The organism is Pseudoalteromonas sp. bablab_jr011 (assembly GCF_016464045.1).
GTDB classification, from domain to species: Bacteria; Pseudomonadota; Gammaproteobacteria; order Enterobacterales; family Alteromonadaceae; genus Pseudoalteromonas; species Pseudoalteromonas lipolytica.
On the sequence record NZ_JACDWU010000079.1, the window covers coordinates 42,448 to 66,622 of the forward strand.

Genomic DNA, 24,175 nt, shown 5'->3' on the forward strand with positions numbered 1-24,175 from the left:
GGAGAATGAAAAATAGATAACCAATAGGAGAACAAACATGATGGTATTAACCCTGTTAACAAAGCAGATTGATGGTGAGTTTACGGTTTACTGGAAGACCGGCCTTCGAAGAGGTGGTGAGCTAAAGGTCGATTTAGGTGAGCAATACGACAAGCTAACTGAGCAGCAAAAGGCAATTGCAGCTGAGCTTTATGCTATTCATCACCTACTGTCAGTGAAAGAGGTGATGGGGAGTAACCGAAGCGGTAATGGGCTTCAAATCCGGGTCAGTAAAGGAGCCATCAAAAAGTTACAGAAACAACGCTCAACTCAGCATTCACTTTACAGCCTGACTAGGTTCTTGCTCACCCGTTACCAAGAAGCACAGATATCGGTAGAAAAGCGTGACGATTGGCTCTCATATCCCTTCGAGGAATACAGCGTCGATAATGCTACCGTCAGAGAAATCGATGAGCTAATCAATGTTCCGAACATTGGACCTGTTGTGGTGACTCGTCATGCACTGGAACGGTTTGTGGAACGGCTTTCAGACGGTGCACCTAAGCATCCTTGGAAGGCTTTGACTTCAAGGTTATTTAGCTCATCATTGACAAAAGCAATTTTGCCTGAAAAGGTAGCTCTTCATAAGAACCAAAAATATAGTAACAAAGCTGATATTTGGCGGCACAGTAACAGTGATTTGCATTTTGTGGTCGTTCCGTCAGGAGCAATGAAGACTTTGGTTACTGTTTTCAGGCTAAATGAGTCTCTCACAAAAGCGCAAAATGAATTCAAGATGTGTGTTCGATAATCCAGTAACAAGGGAATAAATGAAAAGTAGACTGAAAAACCTATATAAATATCTTATTGAGAACAGGAAGCATGAAGTCAATGGATGGCACAAAGCCTATCGTGACTTTTACAGTCAGGTCGCTCAAATCCGTGAGCGAATCACATCTGGAGAAGGCTTGTCTCAAAATGATGAAGCCTTTCTGAAGCAGTTAATCTATGAGAAGAGCAACGGTATCGCTTCTCGCGGACAGTCAGTGTTGAGCAATGACAACTTCCAGTCATTCATTAAAAACAAGAATTTCATATCCGCATTAGAAAAATTTATATTGATTCCAAACAGTGAAAACTTCACGATTTTTTCTGATTCGTGGTCTAACCAAGGTAAATCCAACAACCCTGTTCTCGTTAATCGAGTGGCAGCAGCTTGTACGCTCGAAGTCTCCACAACGGTTGATTCCGGTAAATTTAATCAGGTTTTTAGTTGGCTTATACGCGAAGGAATAATTCCAGCATACCCAGCAGAAGAAAATCAAAGTTGGTTTGCTAAAAACATTTTTCTATTAAAGAGCATCAAAAGCGAGTTTGATAATGAGCTTCGGGAAGGTAAAACTGATGAGTTTTATCTTAGTCAGTTTGTTTGGGTGCTTTACGAGAATTTGTCAAACCCATTCAGTTTAAAGAAGCAGATTGTTAAATACGGTGCGCCGGGGACAGGGAAAACTTATCAAGCTCGCCTACAAACTTCGCTCTTGTTTGACATCTGGAAAGAGGAATTTGCTCCCTACAGCCGTCTCACACATGCAAGTCAGATTGAGTTGGTTCAATTTCATCCTTCTTTCAGTTATGAAGACTTTATGGAAGGGCTACGTCCTGTTTTGGACAGTGATGGGAACTCTCAATTAACGTTGCAAAATGGTGTTTTTAAAGAGTTTTGCCGAAGCGCTGGTAAGTGGGAAATCGATGTATATGGGCTTGGACTTACTCAGAAGTGGGAGTCTCTTACTATCAAGGAACTTCTCCCGTTTAGAGAAAAGTTATCAGGCGAGCATTGGCAGGATATTTTCGAAATATCAGATATATCCAAGCTTGTATCGGAAGCAGTACCACCATTTTTCTTTATAATAGATGAGGTAAACCGAGCTGAGTTGTCTCGCGTTTTTGGTGAGTTAATGTACTGTCTGGAATACCGAGGCACTAGAGGTTGCGTTAAAACCCAATATTCCAATCTGAACAATGAACATACTGGTATGCTTAAGGACGCACAAGGGTATTTGTTCTTCATTCCAACAAACATCTATCTTATTGGAACGATGAACACGATAGACAGAAGTGTCGAAAGTTTTGACTTCGCTTTGCGTCGAAGATTCCGTTGGGAAGAAGTGGTGCCTGATATGGCGCTATTGAAATACCATTTGAACCAATTTTGCAAAGCTTGGCTGCCCTTGGTGGATAACCTTGAACGCTTGAATGAATTGATAGCTAAAGAACCTTTGCTTGGTAATGATTACCAAATTGGTCATGCCTATTTGATGGACTTGAAGTATGCAACCAGCCTTACAGTTTCGGAGGTACGAGAGCGTGTATGGGATGATTGTATTCGTCCGTTATTACAGGAGTATCTTCGTGGAACAGGTAAGGAGACTGAACTGATTAGCTCCTTCGGAAAGGCATTTGGGGTTTAAACTGTGTGGCTTTTCGATATCATTAAGAACGGCACACTGGTCGATAACCAGTCCTATTTTGTCAGCGAAGGCATTTTGACAAATAGACGTTTAGGAAAGTCGATAACCCTTAGTGCCAAATCAAAAGGACAATGGACCTATCCTCATAACGACGAGTCTGCAATTTGGCACTTTTTGAATTCGGTATCTCGTGATGTCGAAAAAACGCTGAATGATAATATTTCCGATGCTTTAATACTCTTCAATGATGAAGATTACGAACACAATACAGATGGCGGTTTCATCGGTGTCTCTGGTACGGATGCCAGAAATTTTAATCTCGACACGGGCAATCTAATCGGATTTGTTAAGCGAGGAGATTACTCTCTGAAGATCAGCTCACGTTTTGGTGATGCTTTCCTTCAATACATCATTGCAGATGCCGATGGATTTCTCGAATTAGAAAACATTGGAGGAGAAAGTCACGCAGACGGTTACGAGTGGCTTTTAGCATATCTATGGAACATTAAGTTTAAGAGAGCATACCGCCTGGGCTTGCCAAAGACTTATATTACAAGAAATGATCGTATTTCCCGCGTAAGGGGAACTATAAATGCTACAGATTATTTCCAGAATAAATCATCTGGAAAATATTTATGCTCGTACCGAGAGCACAGCTACGACAGCCCTGCAACTTCACTATTTATAAAAGCTTATGAAGCAGTCGCACATTACTCATTTTGTCACCAAACACGAAATATCTATAGTGCATTTCTGACTGCCAATCAGGGGACTAAAAGGTCACAGCAAGAAATTTTGAGGACTTCTCATTTCACCAACCCTTTCTACAATGATTATAACGTGCTCATTGACTTATCTAAGCAAGTCATTGACCGGAAGGGCTCTGATTTTGATTCGCAGCAGGATTCGAGTGCTTTCTTTTTCGATATTTCGATGTTGTTTGAATATTTCATTCGTAAGCTCATCAAGCGAGATGGGCTACGCCTGCTAGGTAAGTTCGAGCAACGTCAGCAAATAGCATCTGGTGCTCTCAGTGGTTATATGAGAAAACTTGAACCTGATCTTGTTATAGAAATCGATGAGAGTTTATTCGTATTTGATGTGAAGTATAAAGCATTTGATTCACAATTTGGGGTGAAGCGTGAAGATCTTTTTCAGCTACATACTTACATAGGGCAGTATGGAAATGTTGCCGCAATCAAGGGATGTGGATTTATTTACCCTATATCAGAAGAACGATGGGCTTCACTTAACCTTGAAAAAACACAGGGTGTGATTTCAGATATTATTCACCAGCAAGGACAAGAGATACCGTTCCATGTGCTTTTTCTAAAAATCCCTGAAGATACGTATATTGATTTTAATAGGAAAATGAAAGAGCAGTGCAGCATTTTTATTAATGCCCTTTATTCTAAGGTTTTTAATCGGTGACGTTTTTTGTGGAGAAAGGCCATTGTTCAACGAAATGTCATTTTTTTGAAGTCGAGATTGTTTATTGAGTTGGGTATCAGTTTTATATCATAGGCATTATCGAGATAGTGACAAGTCAGCTGAGTTGGGTTGACAGTTCCCTATAGTCAGAAACACACACGATTCCTTCATCTATCTGGCCAATCGCTCTTACGGGGATCTTTAGCATGTTAGCTCTGTGAAATTTCTGGAGCTGACAATGAGAACGCCTTTGTTACCTTGGTTCATCCTATGGGTGACCATCCCAATCATTATTTTCTTTCTTTTCATCCTGCCCGCCCATGCCAGTGATGGGCCATTCTATCAACGTGGTCAGGAAGGCTGGTTTTGGTATCAGGTCATTCCTGAACCTGAACAGCCTGATGAGCTGATAGAGCCGGAATCTGGTGTCGTGGAGTCCAGTCAGAGCGAACTAAAGCCCTTCAGTGCCGCATGGTTCCGAGAGCATATGCAATCGTTTATGGACAAGGCAATTGATGAACCAACGACTGAAAACGTCAGAGCCTATCTGTATCTTCAGCGCGTTATGATGGATAAAGGCTCACTATTTGCTGATGTTAGTCAGCAGGTGGTCATGGGCGATCCTGTTTTGGATGAAATCAGTCGCAGACCCTTGGCGACCTATGCTGCCAATCGGATGGATCGAGAAGCTGGCGCTCAACGTGATGTAGCTTTAGGTGAAGTAGCGAAGCGGGCTGGTTTGTTCTTTTTCTATCGTTCGGATTGCCCTTATTGCCATGCTCAAGCGCCTATCATCGAATCTATGGCCTTGAACTATGGGTTCGAGGTGTTTGCTATTGCTGTCGATGGCTTGCCTTTACCCGGTGGAGAGTTTCCCAATTACAAAGTCGATTCAGGACAAGCACAATCCTTGTCCGTTACGACTGTCCCTGCCGTGTTCTTAGTTGACCCGCCTAACGTTATTACTCCGATTGGACAAGGAGCAATGAGCCTTGATGAGCTCAATAATCGAATCATTCTCGCAGCCCATCAAGCCGGTTGGATTGACGATCAAACTTACTATGCCACCAGACCTGTTCAACCCGGCGTGTCACTCGCGATGTCAGCCCAAGAGCTTAACGAAAAGATATTACAGGACCCTGAGTTCCTTGTTCGCTATCTGCGTGTACAAGGAGGGTTATAACAATGAAAAAAGTATTTCGAGTATCGCTAATCGCCTGTGCGATTGGTTTTTCATCTATGAGCCAAGCAAGCTTGCAACAGGAGATGAACCAGTTGTTTGGTTCAATGACCAACACCACTGCGCCTGGTGTATTCGAGAGTCAGCGGCGTGGCGTTATATCTGGAGGAAGCGTTGTTGTTCGTAACAGGATCATGAACGAGAACCTCGTCTCTATGGTGCCACCGTCATTCCAAGCCGGTTGTGGCGGCATTGATATGTTCGCGGGAAGTTTGTCATTTGTTAACGCGGATCAGTTTGTTCAATTACTTCGCTCTGTTGCTGCAAACGCCAAGGGGTATGCATTCCAATTGGCGCTCAGTGCTATGTGTGAGAAATGCTCCCAGCACATGGAGACACTGCAAAAGAAAATCCAGCAGTTGAACGAGTATTTTGGTAATTCCTGTCAAATGGCTCAGGGAGTCGTGAACGATACCCTGGCTGCTTTTGGTAAAAAGGGGCAAACAGAAGCCAGCATGTTGAGCTCACTTAAAGGGGCTGGGGACATTTTTACCAGTTGGAGTGAGTCCAATGGTAAGAACCCATATGAGAACGCTTCGAGTGTCGCGGCATCTGATGTAAACAGAACGATTAAAGGTAACTTGGTTTGGCGAGCACTGAAACGTCATTCGGCATCAAGCTGGTTTGCATCGGGGGATGACCGTTTTCTTGAAGCAGTTATGTCGGTGACGGGTTCGATCATCGTTGGTGATCTAGCTAATGCCGCTGATGGCCAAGGTAAAGCCCCGAAACTGACCAGACTGAATGGCAATACAGTGACTATTGAGCATCTAATTCACGGCGGTAACGTCGCTATGTACCGATGTGACACAGTGACACAAGACGGCTGTCTGAATCCGACAATCACTAACGTGACCCTGACGGGGTTATCAACCCAAGTAGAAAATTTACTTCTTGGTACAGGTTCCAGTAACGGCATTATTTTTAAGTTTGCTCGAAATACAGGAGCTGCTAGCACCACCGAAAAGGCTTTTATGACATCGGCTCCTGCGAGCATTGGCGGCATGATTCGAACACTTTCTGCATTAAATGAAGGGGCTGCTAGGTCGTTTGCTTCACGAGCGGCGCCATTTATTGCTGTTGAGATGGCCCGAGCATTGGTTGAAGACATGCTCAATGCAGCTAGAAGCACCTCTGGTGTAGAAGATCATGCCTATGCGAAGTTGTTAACTGAAGACCTTGAACGTGCACGTCGCCAAATCAATGAGGAATACGCCGCGTTACAGCGAAGATACGGTTCAGAGCAAGAATTGCTGGCGCATTTTAATCAGGTGATTCAGACCATTCGCAAGCAGCGTTATTACACCGTTAAATCTACGGCACTGGGGGAATAGATAATGTGGGAAATCTATTCCATCGGGGATTCGGCTTTTTTAGAGCAGGTCTTGAACGCTGTCGCGATGATCACTGGTACAGGCGACTTTACTTCAATGGTTCGCATTGGCTTACTCATTGGAGTATTGATGGTCTCTGTTCAGGCCTTAATACAAGGTGGTCGTGGGATTAACTTTCAACACGTTTTAGTCTCATGGCTAGTCTTTGCAATCATGTTTGGACCCAGTACCCGCGTGAGCATTGAGGATGCGTACACGGGACAAGTTCGAGTGGTTGATAATGTGCCCATCGGTGTTGCTGCCGCAGGCAGTACGATTTCGACTGTTGGCTTTCAAATCACGCGATTGTTTGAAACCGCCTTCTCAACTCCCGCCATGACGGAATACGGCTTTGCATCCAGTTTACAGTCACTGATTAAAGTGAGAAAACAGGTGATGGATCGCTCTGGTTTGGGTGATGCAAATCGTGTCGCCGGTTCGGACATCGAGCAATCGTGGCTTAACTACATCAAAGAGTGCACCTTGATTGGTATCGACATTGGACAAAAGAACCTCGATCAGGTGCTGAGTGACCCCAACCCGATGACTGCGATTAGGTTTGATTCGCGCATTTATGGCACGCGCATCATGCTCAGTGGTAGCAGTAGCGATTTGGACTGCACCGATGCTTATAGTCAGCTGAAACTCATGACAGAATCAACCTTCATTCCAAGGCTTAAACAGGTTCTGTCAGCCTCATTGGGGACTTCGTCTGCAACGGACACTGATGACGTGATCCGAAATGCACTGAATAACCTTGGTTTAGCTTCGGTTAACACCCAAGAGTACATGACCGCGTCAGTGCTTTTGCCTATTTATGAGCAAAGCGTGACAGGCAAGTATATGGATGATCAAGCTTTCACCGCAGCCGTGATGGTTAACCAAGCGATTGAGCAGCGCAATACACAATGGGCGGCGGAGCAGACCCTGTTCCAAAGTATCGTACGTCCGATGATGACGTTTTTTGAGGGGTTCATTTACGCCATCACCCCATTGATGGCCTTTGTGATTGCCCTTGGCCAAATCGGGATGCGAATGGCCGGGAAGTACTTGTTAATCCTGCTTTGGATTCAACTTTGGATGCCTGTCATGGCCATTATTAACCTATATATCCATTTAACTGTTGCTGGGAAAATGTCGGCTCTTGATGCCTTTGCAGGTACAGAAGTGCCATCTTTTGCTGGGATGATGCAGATGGATTCAGTGCTGCAAACCTGGATAGCTACTGGCGGCATGTTGGCGTCGAGTGTTCCGGCGATTTCGCTCATGCTCGTGTATGGCTCAGCAATAACCGCTACCCACTTGGCTGGACGTCTTCAAAACGGTGATGCAATTGATGAAAAGATGGCAAGTCCAGATGTCGCGAAAAATGCCCCGGTGATGCAATCACAGTCAATGTTCCAAAATTCAGCCCTCACTGGTTCTGCTATGACCGGCGCGTCAAACCTACTTAGCAGTTTCTCTGTCGGAAATGCGGTGGGTTCAATGGTCGGCTCTGCAAAAGAATCCATGACTCAGGCAACTCAAGCCTTTAGCCGTCAAGTTGGCAACACCATGAGCCGAACTTTTGGTGAAAAGCTAAGTTACGACAACCTTTCTTCGGTTGGACGTCAGATTGGTTCTTCTAATTCCGCATCTAGCGCCGTTGTTAATCAGGTCACTGATGACCTGCAAACACGGTATGGTTTCGGTGACGATAAAAAAGACGCTGTACGTGGCTTGGTATCGGGCGTGTTATCTGGCGGACTAAGGGTTGGTGGCGATGGAACCATTACTAATCCCGGTGAGAAAGAAGTTGCCGATAAGGGTTTTCTTGGGAGGCTTCTTGGAACGGGAGGCAATGATTCTCCACAAGGTAATTTGCCTGGAGTTGATAAGCCAGATTCATCTCGTGTACCAAAACTATCAAGGGTACGAGCTGGGTTGGATCTAGGTGGTAACTTTAGTGGCCAAGTTGAGTCGTCAGAAGGCAGTTCTCGGTCTACGACCGCAAATACGCTCACTGGGGAGATGCAAAGCTTGGCATCGAGTGATTCACGACGTGCTGAGTTTCGCGATGCGATGGTTAAGGACCTTTCAGATTCAAGACGCTCTGGCGTTGAGATGTCGTTGTCTAATCAAGACTATCAGTCACTTCAGAGTTCAGCACAAGACGTTATCACGGCATCAAACCGCTTTAGTGAGCTTGATCAGGCCAGCTACAGTCTATCAGGACAAAGGAACACGGATGGTGCGACGTTAACTCGATTAGCAGCGGATAATCCTGAAGTCATGGATTATTTAGGTCGCTATATGAACCAGCATGTTGAAGCAGGTAACCGATTACGTGAAAACCTTCCAATGTATCAGCGCTTGCTACCTGATGATAATCAGGCGTATGTGGCCGCAGCTATGGAGTCTTTAACCTATAGCAACTCCTCGACGCCCGCTGAACGAGACAATGACTATCAAGCAGCAATGACTGTTATGGCCATGGCTACCGGAGCCGATTTACGATCTATTCAGCCACGCTCTAATGAAGGCTTGTCATCAACTGCACCTACTTTTGGTGGCACTCAAAGCCAAGTGGAATCGGGTGTATTGGGCGGCTACGAGGATGCTGCAACTGTTCAAACTCAGTTCAACGCAGCTCAATCAGCTTACCAAACTAATTTGTCTGGTGTTGATGGACAACTAAATGCGCATCAACAACAAGCCCAACAGGCCGTAGTTTCTGACACAAGTACCTATCAATCTGGACTAAACAGTGAAGCTGGCTCTCAGTGGCGATCTCGCATTATGGCTGATGATAGCGGAGTTTCTGGTGCTGAAATGTTCTTCAACAGCGCCAGTGCTATTGGTGACTTCAGTGGCAAGCATACTGATGCAGCACTGCATACCTTGAATCACTTTGGCGAAGACTATGAGAGTTACAAGGAGCAAGCACTTGAAGACCCTAGCTCACGAGGTTTCTTGCACAATGCAACGGTGGCCAGTAAATCAACCTGGGATGGCTTAAAAGCAGCCGTTGACGCCGGAACCTCTTTGGAAAACCCATTGACGGCGTTTAATGATGCATACAGTGGATCGAGTTCGCAGTATGCCTCCGAAGTAAACTGGGGTACTAAGTCTGAAGCCATGTTGGCTGGGGCATTCGGTGCGGCAGTTAACAATCGATATGGTGAGTTCTTAGAACAGTATGCCGATGATTTTAAACAGGAAGCATACAGCGAAGGGCAGAGAATGGGATTGACCCCGATTCAAAGTCAAGTGTTCGCTCAAGCTTTCAATGAAGGTTTGGCGGGGCGCGTTTTCAACTCTGAAGACTCATCGAGTTGGTCGCCTGAAATGCTTGGTCTAAGGGAGCAAATGCTAAATGAGTATCGTCAAAAAGATGAGAGCGGTGCTTACATCCCCGACAGTGTGTCCGAAGAAGATAAAGCATTTGTGGATAAGCAGATTGCAGTGATCTCAAATGCATCCCTCGCTGGAGATTATGCTCAGAACAACTTGATCGATATTAGGGCCTATAACCAGGCTTCAGGAAGGAACTAAAAACAGAAGGTAGCCAGCTTGTGATGGGCTGGCTATTTTTTTGGCTTTTTGGGATACCTTGGATAAAAGCCATCAAAAAACGAATGGAGCTTATACCAATACCATTTTTCTTCAATGCTCAAAGTTCTACCCGAATCTTTAACTTGGCTACTCAAGAATCTAATTCCAGTACAAATAGCTAAGAAAAAGAGTCCCAAACCAACAATTGTCCAACTCGCTTGCCAATATGCGATTGCTACAAGCATAGTGATTATGGCTATAAGTCCGATGGGATTACAGGTCGCTTTGAATCCCAAGTAGCTGAAAAAAACGACGGTGCAGAACAGAAATGGCAAAGCCGCTAACTTGGCAGATGCCGTTAATATTTCTGATGGAAAGAAATGAGCCGCTGCCAAAGTCGCCAGAAAAAGCCCCAGTGATATAAACCAGCAGCGTGCTGGTAAAGATTTAAGTAAGTTTGTCATCTTCTTAGTACTCTCAAAGTGCACAGACGGTGCACAATCAAATCATGCATCAGCATGTTAGTTCTCAAAAAGTGCTCTAGTGGTTTGCTCGGCCATAATCTCACACACAGGGCATTTAAGCTGAATGCGCTGTTGTGATACCGTCAAATACAGACTGCCGCATCGACACCGGTGTAAGGATGCAAGCTGTGATCTTAAATCACGAGCTAGAACCCAACCTTCATTGATGGTCAGTTTTTTCCAGGGGATCTCAGCTGGAAGATCTGCTTCTTCTCTTGCAACCAAATACGCATCGTAAGCCTTCATCAAAGCATCGATATTTAATTGCTTGTAGACATTATCACCACCAATATTGACATAAAGCGCCATAAGCAGGGAGCCTTCAACTAATGCTCTTCTGCTTTTGACGATGGCATCAGATTCTGGCAATTGACCAGGACAAGGTGACTTGCCAGTCACTTCTTTATGGAGCCTTCTGATAATGTGGATTGGCAAACCTGTATCGAGCGCGATAATGGTTGTTCGAAATCCGTATTTAATAAGCAGCGAGGCTCGGGTAAATAGCTCACTTTTGGACAGGTTATCAATCATGCATCCCCCTTGTTGTTTAGGGTTGATAATAAATAAGCGATTCTTGGGATACCTGTGCCTTTGCTCTTCACCATCTCAATCAGTTGGCTTTGGTTACCCCTTGGTTGAAACAGCATGAATGATGAGGTCGCCACTCGTTGCAGGTCATCAACACCAGCATTAATCAAAGCATCAACCACGTCGCGTGTAAGTCCAAAGCGCAAGACGGCCTCTTGCGGATCAATTCGCGCTAATTCTCGTGCTGCGTGTAGGTACGCCAAATTTAATTGATAGAAGTCTTGTTGATTGGTTGTCATTGACGGACCTCCAGTTCATGTAAAATATTGCGATAGATAGAAAGCACTCTTTGCCCATACCAGCGTGCACGCTCTTCGTTCCAACTGTGATAGCGGCCTATGCCAAGCTCTAAATCATTTGGTGAAGACTTGATTGCTTCGGCCAAAATACTTGAGCCGACCGTAAGGTTGGTGATGGGGTCTAGCAGTTCCGCTGCTGAGCTCACCCGATGCCCATGCCAATGCAAATTGATTTGCATAAGGCCAATATCGAGCTGATATTTTTCAGTCTCTTGCAGTGCTTGGTTTAACAGTTTCTCTGCTTCTGTCTTAGATTTGGCGTAGGTTGCGTTTGAACCATTGCGAATTGCGTATGGCCATGGACTGGTCATGTTGAGACCACGATGTGAGGCCGACTCAGCCAAGGCAACGGCGTAGAGCATGACTGGATCAATACCAACGCTTTGTGCTGCTTTTTCCCACTGATAGCCCGGAAACGCATAGACTGAAGTGCTTGCGGACATGGCTATCACTAGGGCAATGGTTTTTGATTTAATCGTTTTCATTTTTGTCCTCTAATTGATTTCCGAGAAGCGCCTGAATGGCTTTCGGGCTTATTCTTTTCAAAGGCACTGCGCTAAAGTCGGTGATGCCTCTTGTATAAACTTGTGCTGCTTTTGACCAGTCGCCCACGGCAACCGGCGCTTGCATATCAAATCCTTTTTGCTGGTTCTGATGGTCTGCAATACCTTGTAATAGCCTTGGGTATTCACCCACTTCGTCCCGCAACAAGTAAGCCTGGTAGCGTGTTAAAAACTCTTTTTGTTTAAAGGGGTATTCCCTGTCATCTACCTTGCAGAGTTCAACCCATCCCCCCATGTCTGAAATAACGCGGTGAATAAGCGCATCGTCAAACATCACGGATGTCCAAGCGCCAACCTGACGAACAGCCTTGTCAACTTTGTTCCAAGCAACCATGGCTCTTGAACCCGAGTTGCCATCGATATGCTTGATGACGTCAGCGGGCTTTGGAAAAAATTGCCCAGTATCCGGTGATTGAATATGCCGAGTCAGACCGATTCGCACTTCTTCAATGCTATAAGCACGAAGGGCTTCAAATGCGATGGATAGCAATTGTGGTGATACGCTTTTGCCATACATGGCCCAAGCAGCTCCCCAAACTTCAGCAAACTCGCGTTTATCAACCTCCTGCACTTGAACGAACCTCCCGAATACCTGGTCCGGCCCAGCTTTCAGCAATGCGGCGATTGCTTTCTTCAATGTTCAACTGGTGATTGCTGCCCTTTAGGCTCGTCGATGATTGCTGTACTTCATCAATGCGAACGTACTCGTCTTCCCATTGCCGGTTTAAAAGCCAGTTATGTGGCATAGGGGTCTTAGTCCGATCTTGATACTGCAATCGGTTGTCTCGTTGCTCTTTCCAGCGTGTTAGCACTTCCAAGGCGAGTTCATGGTCTTCATTGAGGCCCATGCGTAGCCATTCTTCTTTGGCTTTCGCTTTTTTTTCTTTGCGTATTTGTACATCCCAGAAGTCTTCAAACTGTATGTGGCCAACAGTTTTAACTGTTGGTTTATTGCTTCTCTCAGAGTCATCCGACCGTTGAGAGTCCCTTACCGGGTTGCCATCAGGCATAAACAATGATGAAAATTCTTCTGGAAGCCGAGCTTGAAAACCGGCAAGAGATTTCAAAAGCGATGCCATACCAACGAAGTCGGCAGGTACATCTTTTAGCAACCGAAAGGCGGCCTTACCTTGGTTCGGGTTTTCGATTGGGTTGTGCTTCAGAAAGCTCCGAATCAAAGTCCAACCGGATTCCTCGCAACGAATGAGGAACTGATCTTGTTCTAACTCATTTAGAGCCTTGGCAACCTGTTGCTCATCCCAGTTCAAGTCAGAAGCAACGTAACCAATCGGCAATCGAAAGCAGCCAAGCAAATTACAATGTGGGCATGTAAGCAAATACAGTCCTAGCAACTTCGCTGAGTCACTCCAGGACAAAACGTTTTGCTTTAGCCAAAAGCGGGTATAGACCTTGCCATAATCACGCATGGAGGAACTCGCTTTTGTGTTTACGTAAAATGCTGACCATTATTTGCCCTTAATCCTACTGGTTACTGGCTTTCAGCTCGCTTGGGCATTCGGGATAGATGTCCGGTCTTAACTGGGATCGGGTTACCTGTCCTTGCGTAGCTTGTTCGATGGGTAAAACGAATTCAGCGGGCACACGCCCTGATTTATTCAACCAAAACCAGACGTTTTGCTGTTTTGAGTTGATGGCTCGTGCTAATGCTGATTGCCCGCCGACCAAGTCAATGGCACGGCGGAGATGTTTTTGTGTCGTGTTGAACACTTCCATACCGTCTCCTGTTACAATAATAACTGTTACAAGATTGAATGTTACAGTTTAAACTGTAGATAAGTCAACAGTTAAAATTGTTGAAAGACTACAGTTTTATTTGTAGAATGCGGGCTTATGAAAACTTTATCCGAACGACTAAACCATGCCTTGCAGCTTACTGGGGTGACTCAGTCTGAGTTGGCTCGTCGCATTGGTATCAAACAGCAGTCGATCAGCCAGATTTGCTCTGGTAAATCGGCTAGGTCTCGTTACACCATGCAGATCGCGGAGGCGCTTCGCGTGAATGCTCATTGGCTCGCCACAGGTGATGGCGAGATTGGCTTGGGGGTCGGTAATGTAGAAGTCGGGCCTGATATTAAGGGAAGAATTCCTCTCATTAACTGGGTTCAGGCCGGTGATTGGACTGAAATAGCGGAGGGATTTGCCCATGAAGATGCTGAGGAGTGGCGTGAAGTCACTGGGAAAGCACATGAGGGTTGTTTCGCACTTCGCGTAAAAGGCGACAGTATGGAAAATCCAAGCGGAAAAAAATCCATACCTGAGGGGGCAGTGATCGTTGTTGATCCTGAGTTACCTTACTCTTCAGGTTCATTGGTTGTTGCGCGTTTGGATGATTCGAAAGAAGCAACCTTTAAGCAGTTAGTTATTGATGGTGAACAGAAGTACCTAAAACCTTTGAACCCGCAATACCCTGCAATACCGATCAACGGCAACTGCACCATCATCGGTGTAGTACGACAAGCTATCATCGATTTCTGGTAGCGAAGGAATTTGTGGTTTAGCCACAGTTGTTCATGAGCTGAAGAAGCAACGATTGCAAACAGCTACAACTGAGCATTGGCGCACGCTGAGAGTAAATGGTAACCGATTAGATAACCATTGATTGTTTATAAAGTCAAGATCAGCGAAAATAGCGGCCAATTACGATTAACACGACGGGTTTGACAAGCGAAGAACTGAAAAGAGAGTACTTCCAAAAGTGTGTACAAATCCGTGTACAAACTAAAAGAATTTATACATGGCAAACCAAGATTTTCTTAATGAAATCAATAAGCGAAGGACCTTTGCTATCATCTCGCACCCGGATGCGGGTAAAACCACCATTACAGAAAAAGTGCTGTTATTCGGACAAGCAATCCAAAAAGCAGGTACCGTAAAAGGTCGTGGCTCAAACCAGCACGCTAAATCTGACTGGATGGAAATGGAAAAAGAACGTGGTATCTCGGTAACTACGTCAGTAATGCAGTTTCCCTATAACCAGCGTTTGGTAAACCTTCTTGATACACCAGGACACGAAGATTTCTCTGAAGATACATACCGTACCTTGACCGCAGTTGACTCGTGTTTAATGGTTATCGATGCGGCAAAAGGTGTTGAGGATCGCACACGTAAATTAATGGAAGTAACGCGCTTACGTACCACGCCAATCGTTACCTTTATGAATAAGTGTGACCGTGATATTCGTGATCCTATGGAGTTATTAGACGAAGTAGAAACCGAACTAAACATTGCATGTGCACCAGTAACATGGCCGATTGGCTGTGGTAAAGAATTCAAAGGTGTTTACCATATTCACCGCGAAGAAACGATTTTATATAGCACCGGCCAAGGCCACACTATTCAGGAAGTTCGTACAATTAAGGGCTTAGATAACCCTGAGCTAGATGCAACCATCGGCAGCGAACTAGCAGAGCAATTACGTGAAGAACTTGAGCTGGTAATTGGTGCATCGCACGAGTTTGACTTAGACCTCTTTTTAGCGGGCGAACTCTCACCTGTTTACTTCGGTACGGCGCTAGGTAACTTTGGTGTTGACCATGTACTTGATGGCTTAACTGAGTGGGCTCCGTCACCATTACCACGCGAAACAGAAGATCGCCAAGTGCTTGCAACAGAAGAAAACTTCACTGGTTTCGTATTCAAAATTCAAGCGAATATGGACCCTAAACACCGTGACCGTATTGCTTTCATGCGTATCGTATCAGGCAAATACAGCCAAGGTATGAAGATGAATCACGTTCGTATTGGCAAGCAAGTGAGCATTTCTGATGCGGTAACCTTTATGGCCGGCGACCGCGAACGTGCGCAGGATGCTTATGCGGGCGATATTATTGGTTTACATAACCACGGTACGATTCAAATTGGTGATACTTTTACCCAAGGTGAAAAGTTGAAGTTTAGCGGTATTCCTAACTTCGCGCCTGAATTATTCCGCCGTATTCGTCTAAAAGATCCTCTTAAGCAGAAGCAGTTATTAAAAGGCTTAGTGCAGTTATCAGAAGAAGGGGCGGTGCAAGTATTTAGACCACTTATTAACAACGACCTTATCGTTGGCGCTGTTGGTGTACTACAGTTTGATGTGGTTGTTGCACGCTTAAAAGCAGAATACAACGTAGATGCTATTTATGAAGGGGTCAGTGTTAATACTGCACGCTGGGTAAGTTCAGACGATACTAAAAAGTTTGAAGAGTTTAAACGCAAGTGCGAAAGCAACTTAGCGCTAGATGGGGGGGATAACCTTACTTACATCGCGCCAAGTCGTGTAAACCTAAACTTATCAATGGAACGTTATCCTGATATTAAGTTTAACCATACACGCGAAAACTAAGCTTACACAGGCACATATTTTAAGTGCCCGCATGGCGGGCAATAAAGGTAAAAATTACAATGAACATCCGTACTCTTTTAATTGAAAAAGCCGTTGCAGCCATGGTTGCAGCAGGACTACCCGAAGACACGAACCCCGCGGTAACACAAAGTACACGCCCGCAGTTTGGTGATTACCAAATCAATGGCGCGATGGGAGCGGCTAAAAAGCTAAAATCAAACCCACGCGAACTGGCACAAAAAATTATCGATAACCTAGACCTTGCTGATATCGCAGAAAAAACAGAAATTGCAGGCCCAGGTTTCATCAACATTCACTTAAAGCCTGAATTTTTATCAACAAGCTTAAAAGCAGCGAATGAAGATGAAAAGCTCGCGGTTTCACCGCATGCAACCGCACAAAAAGTTGTGGTTGATTACTCATCACCCAACCTTGCGAAAGAAATGCACGTTGGCCATTTACGTTCTACGATCATTGGCGATGCCGTTGTTCGTGCGCTTGAGTTCCGTGGTGATGATGTTATTCGTCAAAACCACATGGGAGACTGGGGTACGCAGTTTGGTATGTTGATTGCGCACTTAGAAGACCAAATTAGCCAAGGTGTCGACTTAGACAAAGTGGCTCTGGCAGATTTAGAAACCTTCTACCGCGATGCGAAAAAACGGTTTGATGATGAAGAAGGCTTTGCCGATAAAGCCCGTGACTACGTGGTTAAATTACAAGGTGGCGATGCGCACTGTGAAAAGCTGTGGAAGCTATTCATTGCCACGTCAGTGAAGCACTCTGAAGAAGTGTATAAGCGTTTAAATGTTACGCTTAAACAAGACGATATCATGGCTGAAAGTGCTTACAACAGTGAGCTTGCTAATATCATCGCTTTATTAAAAGACAAGCACATTGCTGTTGAGTCTAATGGCGCACAAGTTGTGTTCCTAGACGAGCTTGCTAATAAAGACGGTGAGCCTTCAGTGTTTATCGTGCAAAAATCAGGCGGCGGTTTCTTATACGCGACAACTGACTTAGCAGCGTGTGATTACCGCTCAAACAAACTTGGTGCTGACCGTATCTTAATTTTTGTTGATGCGCGTCAAAGCTTACACTTTAACCAAGTTGAGCTAACTGCACGTAAAGCTGGTTTGTTACGTGATGAAACTAGTTACGAGTTTTGCCCATTCGGCACCATGATGGGTGAAGATGGCAAGCCATTCAAAACACGTACGGGTGGCACCGTTAAACTAGCTGACTTACTTGAAGAGTCAATCACGCGTGCAGCAGCAAAGCTTGCAGAGCGTGAGTCTGATCTAAGCGACGAAGAGCGTAGTGAAATTGCCCGTAAAGTAGGGATTGGCGCAGTAAAATATGCGGATCTTTCAAAGCACCGCACCAGCGACTATATCTTCAATTGGGATACGATGTTGAGTTTCGAAGGCGCAACTGCACCTTATCTTCAATATGCGTATACGCGTGTTCGCAGTATTTTCCGCAAGTCAGGTATTGATGCCGCTTCATTAACAGCAGACGTTGCTATCAACGAGCCGCAAGAAAAAGCACTTGCGCTAAAACTTCTCCAATTAGAAGAAGTACTCGACCTGATGATCAGCGAAGCAACACCACACGTACTATGTGGATACCTATACGAACTTGCAAGCCTATACATGACGTTCTACGAAGCGTGCCCAGTACTTAAAGACGGTGTAGAACCAAGTGTACGTGATAGCCGTTTAGTACTGTGTAATTTGGTTGCGAAGACGCTTGAAAAAGGGTTGGATTTGTTAGGTATCGAAGTTATGGAGCAAATGTAATCTGCTTCGTGTAGTTCGCTTTAGCTGCGTTAATGAGTTTATTTAGCCTAAGTCACATACAAAAACGTATGCTCCTAGGTATAAATAAGCTCATTGCCTTGCTAGCACTCCTACACTTGCAGATAACGTATGTTACCGCCTTCGTAGGTTGGGTAGAGCGCAGCGACACCAACAAAAATTGACAAGATATAAATGTTGCTTAATTTTTAGCTGATAGCTTACTGTGATAGAAGGAATTTTTAAATGAAACTTGAAGATATTCGCCGTGAATATTTACAGGATGGTTTATCTGAAGACATGCTTGATGCATCGCCTATCAAGCAGTTTGAAAAATGGCTTGAGCAGGCAGTGGCAACTAACTTGCCAGATCCGACGGCAATGGTGGTGGCAACGGTTGATGAGCATGGTCAGCCTTCGCAGCGCATTGTTTTGCTAAAGCACCTTGATGAAAACGGCTTCGTGTTTTTTACCAATACGGGCTCACGCAAAGCGCAAGAGCTTAAAGGGAACAACAAAATTTCCTTACACTTTCCTTGGCACCATATGGAGCGTCAAGTAATTGTGTATGGCGAAGCAAAACCATTACCAACCACAGCAGTGGCAAAGTACTTTTTATCGCGTCCTAAGGAAAGCCAGCTTGCAGCTTGGGCGTCTGCGCAAAGTCGCCCTGTCTCGTCTCGTAAAGTGCTAATGGAAACCTTTGCTAAAATGAAGCAGAAGTTTTCTAATGGTGAAATTCCTCTCCCTGATTTTTGGGGAGGGTACTGTGTAGAGCCGACTAAAGTTGAATTTTGGCAAGGCGGTGCACACCGTTTGCATGACCGCTTTATGTATCAGCGCAACGCTGACGGCAGTTGGCAATTCGGTCGTTTAAATCCATAAATGCGTTTTATTGATTCCCATTGTCACCTCGACTTTAGCGAGTTTGATGAGAATCGCGACGCGCTTATCGACGCGTGTCAAAACGCAGGGATCGCACACTTTGTTGTGCCGGGTATTAGCTTGGCACAATCGACCCAATTGCTTTGCTTTTCAAAATCGTATCCAAGCGTATCAATTGCACTAGGCTTACACCCTTATTTTTTATCACAGCATCAACCCCATCATCTAAGCGAGCTAGAGCAGCTTGCTAAAACCCATGCGAATGAACTTGTTGCGATTGGTGAATGCGGGCTTGATCGGAGTATTGATAATCTTGATAAACAAATTGCGTTATTTGAAGGGCAGATTGAGCTTGCTAACCAATTGGCACTCCCGCTGATAGTTCACCACCGACAAAGCCATGATCTCATTGCGCGTTCATTCAAGCGATGTAAGCCTAAATATGGCGGGGTAATTCATGCATTTTCCGGGTCGCAGCAACAAGCAAACAGCTATATTAAGCAAGGTTTTAAACTCGGGGTGGGTGGGGTGATAAGTTACCCTCGAGCTGAAAAAACACGCCAAGTGATAAGTAATATTGCCCCCCAGCATTTAGTACTTGAGACCGATGCGCCCTCAATGCCACTTGCAGGCTTTCAAGGGCAAATCAATACGCCACTAAAAATACGAGAGGTGTTTACTCACCTATGTGAGCTAAAAGGTGTCTCGGGTACTGAAAAGCAATCGTTAGCTGATGCGCTTTATGACTCTTGCTCAGCACTTTTTTTGATATAACGATTTACCTGCCAGCGCTTTAATCCTCGGCCTAGTTGCCATGTAAAAATACAGGTAATAACCAACATGAGTAAGACCTGTCTGCCTAAATCATGAAAACTGCTGTGGCTGGTTGCAATTGACGCTTGTGTTAAATAAGTGATGGTTACAAAGCCTATCGGACGCTCATCATCGCTTATTACAGGCTCGACAAAGGGGGTTTTGAGTTTACTTATTCCCGGAGTCGAGTCTGGTAAAAGTCCAAATGTGTGGTGGCTTTGCCAGTTATCACTGGCGGCAATTTGGATCCCTTGTTGGTCATAAACGATGGCTGCTAAAACATACTCGTCTTCTGCTATGTTATTACACAGTGCATTTAATGCGGGCTTATTTTTTTCTTCGAGCGGGGTCTGCGCATTAAGCGCCATAAATTTTGTTAGGCTTGTCGCGGTACTGTTTGCACTGTCATAAAGTAGTTGATGGCTTTGAAAGCTACTATTAACGGCAACCCAACTAAGCAACACAAAACAGGCCGCAGCTAGGCTTAATCGCACGATGCGTTGGCGATAAGTAGCCGAAAATGGAGTTTTAAGTTGGTTATTTTTCATAGTCACCGTATACGCTGCTGACAGCTTTTACAATTGATGGTACAACTAAACCAGTATAATAACCTTATTAGTTCATTGATTGCGAGTAGCAAATACACGCACAACAACAGACATAAGTCTAACGTGGAGCCACTATGTCACAGCTTAGCTTAGCTGCTACACCTACAGCAAATTTAACAGGTCAAATAACACTAAATTGCTGGTATAAAATTGAAAATAAACACCTAATTGCGACAGATATTTTACCCAAAGCACATCAAGGCGTACTGAGCGTGGCGTTTGGCGGTGAACTCAGTGCTGACCATTTACTTGCTCTGACAGCATTTTTAAGCTCGCACGGCTTCACAAATTTAACCGTGTGTTGTTATCAGCCTATTGAATCTATGCCCTCAGCGTGGTGTGTTCATAGCGACTCAACATCACCACTCAGTCCATCCGTATTAACCGCCTTTGCTAATCAGCATGGCTTGCAATTGGTGCAGTTAACGAATCCACCCACTGTGAATGAGCCTGGTTTATTACTCATGGACATGGATTCAACAGCGATTACGATAGAATGTATTGATGAAATTGCACGTTTAGCCGATGTGTATGATGAAGTGGCTGCTGTCACTGCGCAAGCCATGGCTGGGCAGCTTGATTTTGCACAAAGCTTAAAACAGCGTGTTGCAAAGCTTGAAGGCATTGATGTTGATTTAATCGATGATTTAAAATCGCGTTTACCCTTGATGCCTGGTGTGAATGAGCTCTGCCAATACCTTAAAAAGTATGACTGGCATCTTGCCATTGCCTCGGGTGGTTTTGTGCCATTTGCTGAGCAAGTACAATCGCTTATTGGTTTAGATGAAGTACATGCTAATACACTTGAGTTTAAAGATAACCGGCTAACGGGTAAGGTCATAGGCACGATTGTTGATGCAGAAGAAAAAGCGCGAGTGCTTAAGCGAATCGCAGAAAAACTGGCGCTTAATACCCGTCAAACTGTTGCCATGGGTGATGGGGCTAATGACTTAAAAATGATGGCTGCAGCAGGGCTTGGCGTGGCTGTTCATGGAAAACCGAAAGTTGTTGAGCAAGCACAAACAGCCATTAATGAAGGCTCGTTACTTCAAGTCAGTTACTTGCTCACAATTCCATTAGATTACACGCTTTAACCACGTTTTCTTGCGCTTATTCATTTCGATTTTGAGTGTTTCATCAATATCAAAATGCGTAAGCGCTTCATCACTAATATCAATTAAATCACCCACACCTGCCACGGCCCACAGCGCTTCTTCAAGATCTTTCGCTTTATGTAAGGCATACTGACTTATATATTTGAGTTCGTTTGATAAATAATCAATATCAGGGCGCCCTGTACGTGATACATATAAACGAAACACAAACATGAGGTCATTTCTCAGCGCTTTTTTTACAAACAAAGTCTGGGGTTTGTAGTCATCTTCACTAATGCACCGACTCGTAATCGCGTCGCTGATTGAAGGTTGGCGAGGGTCAAAACGAATAAATAAGGTAAAAGCAAGCGGCGGGTCTTGGCGGCTACGATCTTTTATGAGTGGTGTAATGACTTCGGTGATTTGCTGCGTTGATAAAATCCCTTCAATACTGGTGTTTTCGTTTAAGAGCGCAAAGTTTTGCAGTAATACATGTAATGGGCTCGGATATAAACCCTGACCAATTGCACCGGCTTTAAAATGCGCTGCTTCTTTGTGTAAATAGAACGGAAATTGGCAAACACTTTTGGTTACCATATTTCTGAGTGCCGTTGAAAGACCCGGTATTTTAGGCGACTCTTCGCACACCCTTAACTTATCTTTATTGTTTTCAATCAGTACCGTAAAGAACTTAATCGCCATATGTGGTAAGTCTGTAATACGGTGAACTTTTAGATTAACCGTGGTGAGTGACTTACTAATCGCCATGACTTCGTAAGCAAGGCTCGATAAATCATGTTTTTTGGTAATTTTTTGTAAATCAGGCAAGCTAATATTAATTATGTCGCCTTTTTTAAACTCAACAGGTTTATCACACTCGATTTGTAATCCCATAACTGACAAGTCGCGGGTATGGCCTGTGATAATCTGCTCGTGATGATTTATGGCGATAGCTGTCTTGTACAAATAGCGCTTGTGCGCTCTTAAATTTACATATTCAAGGGCTACGGGCTCTAGGTGTGGCGGTGTTTTATGTTTGCTATGGCCAAATTGTTTTAGTTGATTAATCGCGTTTTTATCAAATGTTAATTGTTTATAAGAGTGCTGCTCATAGGGCGTACCAATGGCCGTTAAGATCAGTAAATATTTAACGTCTTTGATCAACCCTTGCACGCGAGGTGAGGGCGGTTTGTTCAACTTTTCAATGTCTTTCCCTGCACTACTGGGCAGTGACAACGGAATATACGAATCTTCAGGGTGACTTGGCATCAATTGCAACTTAAAACATTGCCAGCTGTCTTTTTGACTACCAAACCCTAAAAATAAATTTTTAAGCTGAGGCTGGCTTTCAAGCTCACTACGCGTGGCAGAGTAGTAATACACTTTACCAGCAACAACATGCGTGAAAGTATAGAGGTACTCTTCTTTTACTGCCTCTGGTGAGCTTAATAAGTGGCCTATACGTTGTTGGTTAATAATACTGTATAAGCAAGACAGCTTGCGCTCGTCACAAAAATAACGCTGAATAAAAATATTATTTTCAGTTGTTAAGGCAAGGCTTGGGTATAGCTTGTCACCTTGTAAGCTTAAAAAGGTATAAAGAGAGGTCACACGCGGAATGTAGTATTGTTCATAGCCTTTTGACACAACCGCATCGAGCGTATTGTCTAGGTTAACTTTATAACGACGCTTATTGCCGTGGATAAAGCTTTCTAAAAACTCATCAAACTTTTCGTTGTTTTCAATAAAGGTGCGTTTTAGGCGAACATGATTGTATTCGCGTGATACTTTTTCAATCGCGACGACTTCGTACTGAATTCCGTTTTTTAAACCTAACTCAAAATCTTGTTCAAGGCCGACTAGGCGCAGGCCTATAAGTTGACCTTTTTTTAACTTATAGCGTGGCGCGAGCTTTATCTTTGCACCACTGAGTGAGATATCAGATGTTGTTGCGGCTACTTTGCTGTCTTTATCAAACTCAACAGTGATTTTGATAGAGTAATTCATCCGCTCTTCACGACGGCTTTCGTAGGAGGCAAATTTTATCACTTTGGCTGATAACTGACTGTCGTTATCGTCTTCAGTAAGAGCTTGTTCGGCCGCTTTCTTTTGCATGACACGATGGTTGTTTTCAGTGTTCATCACCGCTTCATAGACAGCAAGGGTGTAACCGCCATGGCGTTTAATAGCCTGTTCAAACACTTCGATGGCAGTATCGTCCATAAAGTGCTGTTTACCTTCGTATTCGTATGGTTTTACTTGACCCGTTACTTGCCCACGTAAATCAATAAACCGTGCAACAGGCTGAGATAAACGCGACATCTCCATTTTGATCAAGAACTGCTCAGGCTTAGTTAAGCCCGCTGTTTTTGATTTAAACAGTTTGTCGAATTTTGGGGTGCCTAAATACGCCTTTAGCTCTTCAACTAGGCTTTCATATTTAAGCAGAATGTCTTCAGCCATTTATAAAACCATCAACGTCTATTAAAAAAAGTAGGTATACTAGTCGGCAATTACGCAGTAAAAACACAAACAGTAGTCACTTTTTTATTTTATTAATTATTGTTATAAGTATTTGCCAAATAAATGGCAAGCACTGTTAAGTTTTATTTGTAAGCAAAAACTA

General features: G+C 44.3%; 21 protein-coding genes. 12 read left to right on the forward strand and 9 right to left on the reverse strand.

Going from position 1 to position 24,175, the window contains the following annotated elements:
* Positions 1–37 precede the first annotated feature (37 nt).
* The 6 genes from JIG41_RS02160 to JIG41_RS02185 all read left to right on the forward strand — a co-directional run bounded on the left by JIG41_RS02160 (position 38) and on the right by JIG41_RS02185 (position 10,031).
* Positions 38–790: a hypothetical protein gene (locus JIG41_RS02160; protein WP_138558323.1), complete on the forward strand. Its 753-nt coding sequence runs from the start codon at positions 38–40 to the stop codon at positions 788–790.
* Between the two features lie 19 nt (positions 791–809).
* Positions 810–2,453 carry an McrB family protein gene (locus tag JIG41_RS02165; protein ID WP_085627009.1) on the forward strand — a complete coding sequence of 548 codons (1,644 nt, stop codon included), beginning with the start codon at positions 810–812 and terminating at the stop codon, positions 2,451–2,453.
* A gap of 3 nt (positions 2,454–2,456) precedes the next feature.
* Positions 2,457–3,884 carry a 5-methylcytosine restriction system specificity protein McrC gene (locus tag JIG41_RS02170; protein WP_063527525.1) on the forward strand — a complete coding sequence of 476 codons (1,428 nt, stop codon included), beginning with the start codon at positions 2,457–2,459 and terminating at the stop codon, positions 3,882–3,884.
* A gap of 238 nt (positions 3,885–4,122) precedes the next feature.
* Positions 4,123–5,067 carry a thioredoxin family protein gene (locus JIG41_RS02175; protein ID WP_063528981.1) on the forward strand — a complete coding sequence of 315 codons (945 nt, stop codon included), beginning with the start codon at positions 4,123–4,125 and terminating at the stop codon, positions 5,065–5,067.
* Between the two features lie 2 nt (positions 5,068–5,069).
* Positions 5,070–6,458: a conjugal transfer protein TraH gene (locus JIG41_RS02180; protein WP_063528980.1), complete on the forward strand. Its 1,389-nt coding sequence runs from the start codon at positions 5,070–5,072 to the stop codon at positions 6,456–6,458.
* A 3-nt stretch (positions 6,459–6,461) separates the two neighbouring features.
* Complete coding sequence (locus tag JIG41_RS02185) at positions 6,462–10,031, forward strand: conjugal transfer protein TraG N-terminal domain-containing protein (RefSeq protein WP_199524201.1); 3,570 nt, start codon at positions 6,462–6,464, stop codon at positions 10,029–10,031.
* A 32-nt stretch (positions 10,032–10,063) separates the two neighbouring features.
* On the opposite strand, the gene eexS is transcribed toward JIG41_RS02185, so the two are convergent.
* Genes eexS through JIG41_RS02220 form a run of 7 tightly spaced genes read right to left on the reverse strand, consistent with a single transcriptional unit; the run spans position 10,064 to position 13,739 of the window.
* On the reverse strand, positions 10,064–10,495 hold the full coding sequence (gene eexS, locus JIG41_RS02190; protein ID WP_063527794.1) for an entry exclusion protein EexS: 432 nt from the start codon (positions 10,493–10,495) through the stop codon (positions 10,064–10,066).
* A gap of 57 nt (positions 10,496–10,552) precedes the next feature.
* The gene (locus JIG41_RS02195; RefSeq protein WP_000566753.1) at positions 10,553–11,086 is read right to left on the reverse strand and encodes a FlhC family transcriptional regulator; all 534 of its coding nucleotides are present in this window, start codon (positions 11,084–11,086) and stop codon (positions 10,553–10,555) included.
* Entirely contained in the window at positions 11,083–11,382 is a 300-nt protein-coding gene (locus JIG41_RS02200) for a flagellar transcriptional regulator FlhD (RefSeq protein ID WP_000210563.1), read from the reverse strand. Before JIG41_RS02200 ends, JIG41_RS02195 begins: the two co-directional genes overlap by 4 nt.
* Entirely contained in the window at positions 11,379–11,927 is a 549-nt protein-coding gene (locus JIG41_RS02205) for a lytic transglycosylase domain-containing protein (RefSeq protein ID WP_004249402.1), read from the reverse strand. The genes JIG41_RS02200 and JIG41_RS02205 overlap by 4 nt, the downstream gene beginning before the upstream one ends.
* Entirely contained in the window at positions 11,914–12,576 is a 663-nt protein-coding gene (locus tag JIG41_RS02210) for a DUF6475 domain-containing protein (protein WP_032081042.1), read from the reverse strand. Before JIG41_RS02210 ends, JIG41_RS02205 begins: the two co-directional genes overlap by 14 nt.
* Positions 12,563–13,432 (reverse strand): hypothetical protein, encoded by an 870-nt coding sequence (locus JIG41_RS02215; RefSeq protein ID WP_063528188.1) that lies wholly within the window; start codon positions 13,430–13,432, stop codon positions 12,563–12,565. The genes JIG41_RS02210 and JIG41_RS02215 overlap by 14 nt, the downstream gene beginning before the upstream one ends.
* 55 nt (positions 13,433–13,487) lie before the next feature.
* A complete protein-coding gene (locus JIG41_RS02220) occupies positions 13,488–13,739 on the reverse strand; it encodes a helix-turn-helix domain-containing protein (RefSeq protein WP_000451746.1) in 252 nt (83 codons plus the stop codon).
* A gap of 117 nt (positions 13,740–13,856) precedes the next feature.
* Between JIG41_RS02220 and JIG41_RS02225 the strand changes: the two genes are divergently transcribed.
* The 5 genes from JIG41_RS02225 (at position 13,857) to JIG41_RS02245 (ending at position 19,808) form a co-directional block, all read left to right on the forward strand.
* Complete coding sequence (locus JIG41_RS02225; RefSeq protein ID WP_000854920.1) at positions 13,857–14,504, forward strand: LexA family transcriptional regulator; 648 nt, start codon at positions 13,857–13,859, stop codon at positions 14,502–14,504.
* A 256-nt stretch (positions 14,505–14,760) separates the two neighbouring features.
* Positions 14,761–16,350, forward strand: coding sequence for a peptide chain release factor 3 (prfC, locus tag JIG41_RS02230; RefSeq protein WP_199524202.1), 1,590 nt, complete (start codon positions 14,761–14,763; stop codon positions 16,348–16,350).
* Between the two features lie 59 nt (positions 16,351–16,409).
* Positions 16,410–18,152, forward strand: coding sequence for an arginine--tRNA ligase (gene argS, locus JIG41_RS02235; protein WP_036970597.1), 1,743 nt, complete (start codon positions 16,410–16,412; stop codon positions 18,150–18,152).
* 243 nt (positions 18,153–18,395) lie between these two features.
* Complete coding sequence (gene pdxH, locus JIG41_RS02240) at positions 18,396–19,034, forward strand: pyridoxamine 5'-phosphate oxidase (protein ID WP_036970594.1); 639 nt, start codon at positions 18,396–18,398, stop codon at positions 19,032–19,034.
* Positions 19,035–19,808, forward strand: a complete 774-nt coding sequence (locus JIG41_RS02245) for a TatD family hydrolase (RefSeq protein WP_199524203.1) — start codon at positions 19,035–19,037, stop codon at positions 19,806–19,808.
* Here the strand turns inward: JIG41_RS02245 and JIG41_RS02250 are convergent.
* Entirely contained in the window at positions 19,775–20,395 is a 621-nt protein-coding gene (locus JIG41_RS02250) for an AhpA/YtjB family protein (RefSeq protein ID WP_036970587.1), read from the reverse strand. The two genes, JIG41_RS02245 and JIG41_RS02250, sit on opposite strands and share 34 nt — an antisense overlap.
* Positions 20,396–20,529: 134 nt before the next feature.
* Here JIG41_RS02250 and serB point away from each other — a divergent pair, with 134 nt between their 5' ends.
* On the forward strand, positions 20,530–21,549 hold the full coding sequence (gene serB, locus JIG41_RS02255; RefSeq protein WP_036970584.1) for a phosphoserine phosphatase SerB: 1,020 nt from the start codon (positions 20,530–20,532) through the stop codon (positions 21,547–21,549).
* Here serB and JIG41_RS02260 read toward each other — a convergent pair.
* Entirely contained in the window at positions 21,532–24,012 is a 2,481-nt protein-coding gene (locus tag JIG41_RS02260) for a PilZ domain-containing protein (RefSeq protein ID WP_075593820.1), read from the reverse strand. The genes serB and JIG41_RS02260 overlap by 18 nt on opposite strands.
* Positions 24,013–24,175 lie beyond the last annotated feature (163 nt).